Origin of the sequence: Sphingomonas sp., from assembly GCF_039595165.1 — a bacterium.
Classification (GTDB): Bacteria; Pseudomonadota; Alphaproteobacteria; order Sphingomonadales; family Sphingomonadaceae; genus Sphingomonas.
The window spans coordinates 1-7,308 of sequence record NZ_JBCNMA010000155.1 but is presented as its reverse complement, the minus strand read 5'-3'; the positions used below and the strand labels follow the sequence as shown (position 1 = coordinate 7,308).

11 protein-coding genes are annotated in these 7,308 nt (G+C 67.3%); 6 read left to right on the top strand and 5 right to left on the bottom strand.

What is annotated here, in order from left to right; all coding sequences use genetic code 11:
• The coding region (locus ABDV68_RS17395; RefSeq protein WP_343521366.1) for a pyruvate kinase alpha/beta domain-containing protein at window positions 1-224 on the top strand (224 nt) is incomplete at its 5' end.
• A 145-nt stretch (window positions 225-369) separates the two neighbouring features.
• Here the strand turns inward: ABDV68_RS17395 and ABDV68_RS17390 are convergent.
• Window positions 370-996 carry an HAD family phosphatase gene (locus ABDV68_RS17390; protein WP_343521365.1) on the bottom strand — a complete coding sequence of 209 codons (627 nt, stop codon included), beginning with the start codon at window positions 994-996 and terminating at the stop codon, window positions 370-372.
• An 88-nt stretch (window positions 997-1,084) separates the two neighbouring features.
• On the bottom strand, window positions 1,085-1,210 hold the full coding sequence (gene ykgO, locus ABDV68_RS17385) for a type B 50S ribosomal protein L36 (RefSeq protein WP_066575973.1): 126 nt from the start codon (window positions 1,208-1,210) through the stop codon (window positions 1,085-1,087).
• A 179-nt stretch (window positions 1,211-1,389) separates the two neighbouring features.
• Here ykgO and ABDV68_RS17380 point away from each other — a divergent pair, with 179 nt between their 5' ends.
• The 5 genes from ABDV68_RS17380 (at window position 1,390) to ABDV68_RS17360 (ending at window position 4,609) form a co-directional block, all read left to right on the top strand.
• Entirely contained in the window at window positions 1,390-1,986 is a 597-nt protein-coding gene (locus ABDV68_RS17380) for a DUF4136 domain-containing protein (protein ID WP_343521364.1), read from the top strand.
• Window positions 1,987-2,007: 21 nt separating this feature from the next.
• Window positions 2,008-3,126, top strand: coding sequence for a M14-type cytosolic carboxypeptidase (locus tag ABDV68_RS17375; protein WP_343521363.1), 1,119 nt, complete (start codon window positions 2,008-2,010; stop codon window positions 3,124-3,126).
• A 1-nt stretch (window position 3,127) separates the two neighbouring features.
• Window positions 3,128-3,586, top strand: coding sequence for a GNAT family N-acetyltransferase (locus ABDV68_RS17370; RefSeq protein WP_343521362.1), 459 nt, complete (start codon window positions 3,128-3,130; stop codon window positions 3,584-3,586).
• Between the two features lie 47 nt (window positions 3,587-3,633).
• The gene (locus ABDV68_RS17365; RefSeq protein WP_343521361.1) at window positions 3,634-3,864 is read left to right on the top strand and encodes a hypothetical protein; all 231 of its coding nucleotides are present in this window, start codon (window positions 3,634-3,636) and stop codon (window positions 3,862-3,864) included.
• Between the two features lie 97 nt (window positions 3,865-3,961).
• The gene (locus tag ABDV68_RS17360) at window positions 3,962-4,609 is read left to right on the top strand and encodes a hypothetical protein (RefSeq protein ID WP_343521360.1); all 648 of its coding nucleotides are present in this window, start codon (window positions 3,962-3,964) and stop codon (window positions 4,607-4,609) included.
• On the opposite strand, the gene ABDV68_RS17355 is transcribed toward ABDV68_RS17360, so the two are convergent.
• The 3 genes from ABDV68_RS17355 to ABDV68_RS17345 form a co-directional block, all read right to left on the bottom strand.
• Window positions 4,597-4,857 (bottom strand): DUF1467 family protein, encoded by a 261-nt coding sequence (locus ABDV68_RS17355; RefSeq protein ID WP_343521359.1) that lies wholly within the window; start codon window positions 4,855-4,857, stop codon window positions 4,597-4,599. The two genes, ABDV68_RS17360 and ABDV68_RS17355, sit on opposite strands and share 13 nt — an antisense overlap.
• Before the next feature lie 4 nt (window positions 4,858-4,861).
• Entirely contained in the window at window positions 4,862-6,499 is a 1,638-nt protein-coding gene (locus ABDV68_RS17350) for a ribonuclease J (RefSeq protein WP_343521367.1), read from the bottom strand.
• Between the two features lie 184 nt (window positions 6,500-6,683).
• The coding region (locus tag ABDV68_RS17345) for a type III pantothenate kinase (RefSeq protein ID WP_343521358.1) at window positions 6,684-7,308 on the bottom strand (625 nt) is incomplete at its 5' end.

Here is a 7,308-nt window from a genome sequence, read left to right as displayed (position 1 = left end):
GCCGCATGGGCCTGCTGTGGGGCACGCATGCCGTCCACACCAAGGACGTCGATTCGTTCGAGGACATGGTCGCCAAGGCCAAGCGCATGGCGCTGCGCCAGGGCATCGCCAAGGCCGGCGACCGGGTGATCGTGTGCGCGGGCGTCCCATTCGGCACGCCGGGGTCGACCAACGTGCTGCACGTGGTGCGGATCCTCGGGGACGAGCTCAAGGGGCGCGGCTAGGTTCAGCCATTTCAATCCTCCCCCGCCAGGGGGAGGTGGCAGGCGCAGCCTGACGGAGGGGGCGGATGCCAGAACGATCGTTGGGGTTCCTCCCCCCTCCGTCGCCTTCGGCGCCACCTCCCCCTAGCGAGGGAGGATTAAGAGCCTAGGCAGCCAGCAGCCCTGCGGCGGCGAGCTCACGGCGCAGCGCTTCGGCATCGGTGAACAGCACCGAGCGGATGCCGACGGCCTCGGCGCCCGCGACGTTGGCGGCATTGTCGTCGATGAAGATCGCCTCGTTCGGCTCGAGTCCGAAACGGGCGAGCGCGAGATGGTAGATCGCCGCATCGGGCTTGAGCAGCTTCTCCTCGCCCGACACGACGATGTCGCGGAAGCGATCGAACAGGCCCGGCCATTCGCGGCGGAAGGGCGGGAAGAACTCGTGGCTGAAATTGGTGATCGCGAACAGCGGCACGCCGGCCGAATCGAGCTCGGCGACGATCTCGTGCATGCCCGGCACCGGCGGCCCGAGGCTCTCGTTGAAGCGCGGACCCCAGGCGGCGATCAGCTCGGCATGCTCGGGGAACTCCGCGATGCGCTCGGCCGAGGTGTCGGCGAAATCGCGGCCGGCATCGTGCTGGAAATGCCACTCATGCGTGATGACATTGTCCAGAAACGCCGCGAGCGCCCGATCGTCGTCGATCAGGCGCTCGTAGAGAAAGCGCGGGTGCCAGGTGAAGAGGACGTTGCCGATATCGAAGATAGCGGCACTTATCTTGCTGGAATTCGGCACCGGCCCGCTCCCCACCCGGCCTCCCAGACATTACCCTGGTGGGTAGCCGGGTGGGGGAGCGGGCCGGTGCCGCTCGAACAAAAAGTCTTCAGCCCTGGCGGGCCTTGAAGCGGCGCTGCGTCTTGTTGATGACGTACACGCGGCCGCGGCGACGGATCACGCGGTTGTCACGGTGCCGCCCCTTGAGCGACTTCAGGCTGTTCACGATCTTCATGACCGGTCTCTGTATCTCGAATTGTGTGGCTGGTGCCGGAAAGAGGCGCTCGCCTAGATGGGAAGCCCTGCGAAGTCAAGGCGCGGGCGGCGGGAATCGCTTGGCAGCGGAACCCGCGCATGCGTAATGATGTTGACCGCGTTGAGCCGTTCGCTGCGGACGGCAGGAGGAGTGTTCCGATGAAGACCCGCGCCCTGATCGCCCTTGCCACCCTTGCCGTGCTGGCGGGCGGCTGCTCGACCACCGGCGGCGGCCGCGCGGCGCCGGTCGACGTGACGCGCTATCACCTCTCCCAGCCGATCCCCGCGGGCGCGGTGTCGATCCAGCCCAAAGACGGCGCCGCCGGGCCGGAATTCCAGCTCTATGCCGACGCGGTCGGCGCGGAGCTGGGGCGGATGGGCTTTACCCCCGCCGCGGCGGGCTCGCGGGCCGACTATATCGCGACGGTCGATTTCGTGCGCACCGATCGCGGCCAGGTGCGCACGCGGCCGCCGGTGACGATCGGTCTGGGCGGCGGGAGCTTCGGCGGCAATGTCGGCGTGGGCGGCGGCGCGAGCTTCGGCATCGGCAGCAAGACGCGTACCGTCTATGGCGCCGAGCTCGCGGTGCAGCTGCGCCGCCACGGCGACAACACCGTGATCTGGGAAGGCCGCGCCATCACCGAGACGCTGGGCGGCGCCCCGGGATCGCAGCCCGCCGATGGCGCCGGGCGGCTTGCCGCGGCGCTGTTCAAGGGCTTTCCGGGACAGTCGGGCATCACTATCACGGTGAAGTAACCTCCAGCCTGCCACGGTGACATGACCATCCAGATCAACGCCGCGTTCGACAGCGGCAACATCCGCCTGACCGGCATCGACGGCGACACCGTCGATCTCGAGATCGTCCCCGACCATTTGTCGGACTTCTACCAGTGGTTCCACTTCCGCGTCGCCGGCGCGCGCGGGCGGCGGCTGACGTTCCGCATCACCAATGCGGGCAGCGCGGCCTATGCGTTCGGGTGGCCGGGATACCGGGCACGGGTGAGCACCGACCGCGAAGCGTGGCGGCTGACCGACGGGGATTACGCCGATGGCGTGTTCAGCTTCTCCCATCAGTTCGACGGCGATGTGGCGTGGTTCGCCTATTTCGCGCCCTATTCGATGGAGCGGCATGCCGACCTGATCGCGCGCATGGCGGCGAAGCCGGGGGTGACTCATCGCGAGCTGGGGCAGACCCTCGACGGCCGTGCGCTCGACCTGCTCACGCTGGGCGAAGGCCCCAAGCAAGTGTGGCTCTATGCCCGCCAGCATCCCGGCGAATCGATGGCCGAATGGTGGATGGAAGGCGCGCTCGAGAAGCTGACCGATCCCGGCGACGCTGCGGCACAGGCGCTCCGCGAGAAGGCAACGCTGCACATCGTGCCCAACATGAATCCCGACGGCAGCTTCCGCGGGCATCTGCGCACCAACGCCGCGGGCGTGAACCTCAACCGCGAGTGGCACTCGCCCTCGATGGACAAGAGCCCCGAGGTGTTCCTGGTGCGCGGGGCGATGGACGCGACCGGCGTCGACTTCGCGATGGACGTGCATGGCGACGAGGCGATCCCGGCGAACTTCCTGGCGGGGTTCGAGGGGATTCCGTCGTGGACGGACGAACTCGGCGGCAAATTCTACGAATATGGCCGGCGGCTGGCGGCGGCGACGCCGCTGTTCCAGCTCGACAAGGGCTATGACAAGTCGGCGCCGGGCCAGGCCAATCTGTCGATGTCGACCAACCAGCTCGCCGAGCGCTTCGGCGCGGTGTCGATGACGCTTGAGATGCCGTTCAAGGACCACGACCCCAGTCCCGACGCCGCGTTCGGCTGGTCGCCCGAGCGGTGCAAGGCGCTGGCACATGCCTGCCTCGACACGCTCGCCGGCTTCATCGACGAGGTCTGAGATGGACATCCGCGAGGGCGGGCTCGGCGACGCGCAGGTGATCGCCCTGCTCGAAGTGCATGCCGGCGGAATGCTCGCCAACTCGCCGGCCGGGACGTGCCATTTCCTCGATCTGTCGGGGCTGAAGACGCCGGACATCACGTTCCTTTCGGCGTGGGAGGGCGACACACTGCTCGGGATCGGAGCGGTCAAGGCGCTCGATGACGCCACCGGGGAGATCAAGTCGATGCGCACAGCCGAGGCCGCGCTCGGCCGCGGCGTGGGCACCGCGGTGCTGCGCCACATCATCGGACTCGCCCGCGAGCGCGGCTACGCCGAGCTCAAGCTCGAGACCGGCACTGGGCCCGCGTTCGATGCGGCGCATGCGCTCTATGCGCGGCACGGCTTCGTCCCCTGCCCGCCCTTCGCCGATTACGAGGCGACCGATTTCAACCGCTTCTTCGCGCTGGCGCTCGACTAGGAACGCGCGCCACCTTCCGGCCGTTGTTCGCGCGAAGGAGCAACGACATGGCCGACGAAAAAGGTACCGAAACCCAGCCTCGCCCCAATATCTCGACCGAGAATCACATGCCGGGCGACGCGCCGCCGACCGAGACTCAGGACCGCCCCAACATCTCGACCGAGCATCAGAAGCCGGGCGACGCACGCAAGCCCGACGACGGGCTGGGGCGCGACCAGCCCGAGCAGCAGGACGATGGCGGGCGACGCTCGTCGCTGACCGATCCCGACGCAACCTAGGTGTTCGTTCAGTTCCTAATCGCGCATTAGGGATAGAAATTGGCGCTCGATTGACGCCCTTTCGCTATTCAGCCTCCGCAACCATCGGGGGCAAGCGATGAAGGAACTGATGTTCGGCGGCGCGGCCGTGGCGCTGGCGGCGGGCGCCTATTTCCACGGGCCGCTCAAGACCGGCGAGACCTATGACCGGCCGGCGCTCGAAGTCTATCGGGTGGTCGAGTCGACGTCGCTGCCCTCGCTATTCTCCAAGATGGTCTACAACCAGCGCGGCGGCGCGGTGACTCGCGGCGGCGAGCCCGAAAAATCGATGATCTGGTACTTCCATGCCAACGGGCTCCAGGTGGCGAAGTATACGGTCGAGATCATCCCGGTGACCGAAGCGAAGACTCGGGTGCAGACCAGCTTCGAAATGTCGCGGGATGCGGAGAAGGCGCTGGGCAAGGGCTTCGCGATCAAGGGCGCCGACCAGTATAAGGTGATCGGCCGTGTCTCGATGAACGAGCAGATCGACTCGCGGCTCGACAAGCGCTCGTTCGACACCGCCAAGGTATCCGAAGCGATGTCGGCCTATATCCTCACCAACATGAAGCAGATCCAGGGCGAGGCGCTGGAATCGATGGACAAGGCCGCCGAGCAGTTCAAGAAGATGGACGAGGAACGCGCTTATCGGGACGCGCAGGCCGAGAATCGTAAGTACAAGGCCGGCGAGCCGATGACTCAGACCACGCCGAGTCAGTTCCAGTAGTCAAGCATCTCGGCGGTGATCCAGCCGTTGACGTAGTTGAGATAGTAGAGCGCGAAGAGCAGCGCCGAGAGCGCGGTGGTGCGCAGCGCGATCTTGCCCGCGGGGAAGGCACGCGGCGCGCTCTCGGCCTGGCCTTGGACCAGCGTCTCCCCCGCCTCGACGCTGGTGCGTGCATGGAAGGGCAGCACGAGGAACAGCGCCAGGAACCAGAACAGGAAGTAGATCGCCAGCGCGCTGGGCCAACTCATTTGCTCAGACCTCGATCAGCAGGACATCGACGACCGGCTTCTTGCCGGTCCATTTGACCGCGACGCGGCGCGTGGCGAGACGCACGGCCTCGCGCAGTTTCTCGCGGTCACCGCGCCCCGAGGCAGCGGCCTGGGCGGCGGCGAGGCAGGCTTCCTCGAGGAAGGGCTCGCGATCCTCCTCGACCGGCACGCCCTGGATGCGCACCTCGGGCTCGCCCGCGACGCTGCCGTCGGCGCGCAGCGCGACCGCGACCGACATCTGGCCGTAGAGACCGAGCTTGCGCCGCTCGTTGATCGTCGAGCCGTCGGCGGGGAGGATCACGTCGCCGTCGAGCACGAGGCGGCCGGCGGGGGCATGGCCGAGCTTCTCGGGGCCCTTGGGCGCGAGACGGACGATCTCGCCATTCTGCTGGACGACGGCGCGGGCGATGCCCTGCTCCAGCCCGAAGCGCGCCTGCTCGGCCATATGGCGCATCTCGCCGTGGACGGGGACGAGGATCTCGGGGCGGATCCAACGATACATCTCGGCGAGTTCGGGGCGGCCGGGATGGCCCGAGACATGGACGAAGGCCTGGCGATCGGTGACCATCTCCACGCCCTTCTCGGCGAGGGCGTTCATGATGCGGCCGATCGCGATCTCGTTGCCCGGGATCTGCTTGGACGAGAAGATCACGCGATCGCCCCTGTCGAGCTTGAGCGGGTGATTGCCCTCGGCGATGCGCGCGAGCGCGGCGCGCGGCTCGCCCTGCCCGCCGGTGGCGACGATCATCACCTTGTCGCGCGGCAGCGTCATCGCGGTGTCGAAATCCACGGTCTCGGGGAAGTCGCGCAGATAGCCGGTGGCCTTGGCGACGCGCAGGATGCGATCGAGCGAACGGCCAGCGACGCACATCGCGCGACCGGTGTCGCGCGCCGCCTCGCCCAGCGTCTGGAGCCGCGCGGCGTTGGAGGCGAAGGTGGTGACGAGCACGCGGCCCTTCGCCTCGGCGATGACGCGGTCGAGCCCCTCGCGCACCTCCTGCTCCGAGCCCGAGGCCTCGGGGTTGAACACGTTGGTGGAGTCGCAGACCAAAGCGAGCACGCCTCTGTCGCCGATCTCGGTCAGTTCCTGCGCGGTCGAGGGCGAGCCCATCACCGGCGTGTCGTCGATCTTCCAGTCGCCGGTGTGGAACACGCGGCCATAGGGGGTGTCGATGAGGACGGCGTTACCCTCGGGAATCGAGTGGGCGAGCGGGACGTAGCGGATGCCGAACGGGCCGAGCTCGAACGTCTCCTCCTCGCGGACGACGTTGAGCTCGACGCGGTCGGAGACGCCCTCCTCGTCGAGCTTGCCGTGGATCAGGCCCGCGGTGAAGGGCGTGGCGTAGAGCGGGACGCCGAGGTCGGCGGCGAGATAGGGCAGCGCGCCGATATGATCCTCATGCCCGTGAGTCAGCACGATGCCGAGCAGGTCGTCGAGCCGCTCCTCGATGAACTGGAGGTCGGGCAGCATCAGGTCGATGCCGGGATAGTCGGGATTGCCGAAGATCACCCCGCAATCGACCATGATCCACTTGCCGCGGCAGCCATAGAGATTGACGTTCATGCCGATCTCGCCGGAACCGCCGAGCGCGAGGAAGAGAAGTTCGTTGCCGGGTGTCATCTGGTCTTTCGTCATCTGAATTTACCGTCCGACGCCACATGGACACTCGCCATTGGTCTCCATCCGTCACCCCGGCCTTGTGCCGGGGTCCACCCGGAGGCGAGCGATGCGCAAGAGGCGTAGGGTCAGCGCGTAAGGATAAGTGGACCCCGGCACAAGGCCGGGGTGACGGCAGAGGGCAGCACTACGCCGCCCGCGTCCGCTCCCACAGGATCGCCAGCCCCTGAATGGTGAGGTCCGGCTCGACCACGTCGAATACATCCGTGCGCTTCTCGAACAGCACCGCGAGGCCGCCGGTGGCGATCACTTTAACCGGGCGGCCGATTTCCGCCTTCATCCGCGCGACCAGCCCCTCGATCATCGCGACATAGCCCCAATAGATGCCGATATGCATCTGGTCGGGCGTGTTGAGGCCGATCACGCTGGTCGATTGCGGCGCCTCGATCGCGACACGGGGGAGCTTGGCGGCGGCGTTGACCAGCGCATCGAGCGAAAGGTTGATGCCGGGGGCGATGATCCCGCCCTTGTAGGCGCCCTCATAGTCGGCGACCTCGAAGGTGGTCGCGGTGCCGAAGTCGATGACGATGAGGTCGCCCGGGAACTTGTCGTGCGCGGCGATGATGTTGAGCGCGCGGTCGGCGCCCATGTTCTGCGGCTCCTCGACATCGAGACGGATCGGCCAGCCGTCCTTGCCCGCGATCACCGCCTCGGTCTTGAAGTATGTGCTGTACCAGCAATGGGTACGCTGGCGGTACTGAGCGTCGCCGCACGCACGCGCAGCGTGAGGCGTCCGCCCCTGCGGGCAGCCG